Source organism: Spongiivirga sp. MCCC 1A20706 (genome assembly GCF_046524175.1).
Classification (GTDB): Bacteria; Bacteroidota; Bacteroidia; order Flavobacteriales; family Flavobacteriaceae; genus Spongiivirga.
On the sequence record NZ_JBEFZF010000016.1, the window covers coordinates 1 to 2,842 of the forward strand.

The 2,842-nt window shown below is 40.1% G+C and carries 2 protein-coding genes; both read left to right on the top strand.

What is annotated here, in order from left to right:
- Positions 1 to 1,663, top strand: a 1,663-nt coding sequence (locus ABN763_RS18950; RefSeq protein ID WP_410487074.1) for a PKD domain-containing protein, incomplete at its 5' end; no start/stop codon positions are given.
- Positions 1,664 to 1,665: 2 nt separating this feature from the next.
- Positions 1,666 to 2,842: hypothetical protein (locus ABN763_RS18955; RefSeq protein WP_410487075.1), on the top strand; the 1,177-nt coding region annotated here is incomplete at its 3' end.

A 2,842-nucleotide genomic window follows, 5' to 3' on the forward strand; every position in this document is an offset into this window, starting at 1 on the left:
AAGCGTTACCTACAGAATCAATGATGGAACAGATTTTAGTAATAACGCTACCGTTACTATTACAATTAATGGGGTAAACTCCACTAATAACCCACCCGTAGCGAATGCAGGACCAGATCAAAATCTTGCTAGTGGAACTACTTCTTTTACATTGAACGGAACAGGAAGTTCTGATCCAGATGGTTCAATTACAGCATATTCTTGGACACAGGTTAGTGGACCAAATGTAACTATAGTTAATAACACAAGTGCATCAACCAATGTTACAGGAGCGGTAGCAGGAACTTATGTTTTCCAATTAGAAGTGACTGATAATGGAATACCAGGATTAACCAATACCGATACCGTACAAATCATTATTGATACACCTGCTAACCAACAACCAATAGCAGAAGCAGGACCAAATCAAAATCTTGCTAGTGGAACTACTTCTTTTACATTGAATGGAACAGGAAGTTCTGATCCCGATGGCTCAATAACAGCATATTCTTGGACAAAGATTAGTGGACCAAACGTCACTATCGTTAATAACACAAGCGCATCAACTAATGTTACAGGTGCAGTAGCTGGAACTTATGTTTTCCAATTAGAAGTGACTGATAATGGGATACCAGGATTAACCGATATCGATACCGTACAAATCATTATTAATACCCCTGCTAACCAGCAACCAATAGCAGAAGCAGGACCAAATCAAAATCTTGCTAGCGGAACTACTTCTTTTACACTAGATGGAACGGGAAGTTCTGATCCCGATGGCTCAATAACAGCATATTCTTGGACACAGGTTAGTGGACCAAATGTAACTATAGTTAATAGCACAAGTGCATCAACCAATGTAACAGGTGCGGTAGCTGGAACTTATGTTTTCCAATTAGAAGTGACTGATAATGGAACACCAGGATTAACCGATATCGATACCGTAGAGATAGCTATTGATCTACCTACTTTTGATTTTTCTCTAAGTACGACGATATCCGGAACTAACAATCAAGGTTTCGCGGTAAATTTAGATGGCGGGGCGTTATTTGATAATTATACAATGTCCTTTCAAAGTAATCTAAGTGGAACTATTACCTATCCTTTGGGGTCGTCGAATACATTTGTTGCAGGACAAATGATCACAATTCCTACCGCGGATTTTTCTGATGGAAATTGGAATTTCCTATATACAGCAAATGAATTTGGAACTCATAATATTACCATAACGCTGAGCTCAACGCAAGCTTCTAACATGCCATTTCAATCAGAAAGTATCGTTTTTGCCATGAACAACCCGCCTAATGCTCAAAATGATACAGTAGGGGCAACATCTACAAATTCAACATTACTCAACGTTCTTTCAAATGATTCAGATCCAGATGGCGATACGTTAACAATTTCTAGTGTTACTCAACCTCAAAGTGGGCAAGGCTCTGTATCCATCATTGGAGGAAATTCAATAAGTTATACAGGTAGTGGATATATAGGCCAAACATCTTTTACTTATACTGTTTCTGATGGGAATGGTGGTTTTGACACAGCTACTGTAACCGTAAATGTTATTTTCGATTGTACTCCTCCACCGGGTGGATGCCCTCCCGGACAAACGTTTTGCTTTGATACTTGTAGTTGTGAAAACAACACAAATCCAGATGGAACTCCAATAATTTGCTTACAGTAATTATGAAGACCCTCTTACAAAACAAACTAGTCCGCTTTGTCTTTTTGTTATTGGCTATTGCCTGTACAAAGGAGGTGACTGATGATCTACTGATCACCTTTAAGGTCTCTGCACCTACAGAGACACTCAATTGTTTTGTAAACATCGCTCGGCCATTCGAGGTCACCATTCGAGGCATTAATGCAAACACCGCAGGTAGCTACCAGTTTAAATATGCCGTTGAGGGCGGTAGCGGATACATCAGCTATAGAGGAGCTATTGTAGAACAAGATAACCTTGTCATGCTCTCAGGAGCTACTAACGAACTACAATTCGTCGGCACTGAAGTAGGGAATGCCTCCTTGATCATCACCGTGGTTAATGGTAGTGGAGAAGAAAAAGCGTTTTCCATAAAATGTAATGTACAAGAAACTGCCTTTGTATTTGATGTGATCCCTTCTGCAGGTTCGCTATCACCAGATTCCATGATCGATCTGAACATGGCTATTAATGAGATTAATCCGTCTACATATCAAACAAAGTATGAAGTACTCCCTGCCGATGAAGGTACCGTAGCTGGATCTGGTAGTGTGATTGTTAATGGAACTGAATTAGCCAACAACACATTCACTGATACTCAAAGCGGACAGTTCACATGGAAATTCATGGCTGATCAGCTAGGGCCTGTTAAACTAAAGTTCACCACTGAAAATGGATTCGGTGTGGTCGCTGAAAAAGAAATTACACTACAGGTCTCTGAAACACCAGAATACACCTTTACTACTCAAGCTGCTGCTGACACTCAAGCTAATATCGATACCGCACTCGGTATTGACTTTAATTTAGTTGAAAGCTCAGGCACCGCTGCCTATACCATGAGCTTTACCAATACCAGAACAGGTAGTTTAATAATTAACGGTACTAGCTATACCGCAGGAGATAACATCACCATTACACCAGGAGAATTTAGCGGAACCTATACCGGTACCGATGCAGGAGATCACACCTTAACCTTTACTGTTCAAAACTCATTTGATCCGCCTTTAGAAAGAACTGCTACTGTTACCTTCTCCTATATCGATCCTAATAGTAACAAACCTATTATTACCTTAGGAGGTGATGGAGAACAAGTACAACTATGTCAAGACACTCCTTTTGTAGAAACCGTATCAGCAGTCGATGCACAAGGCAATGATATTC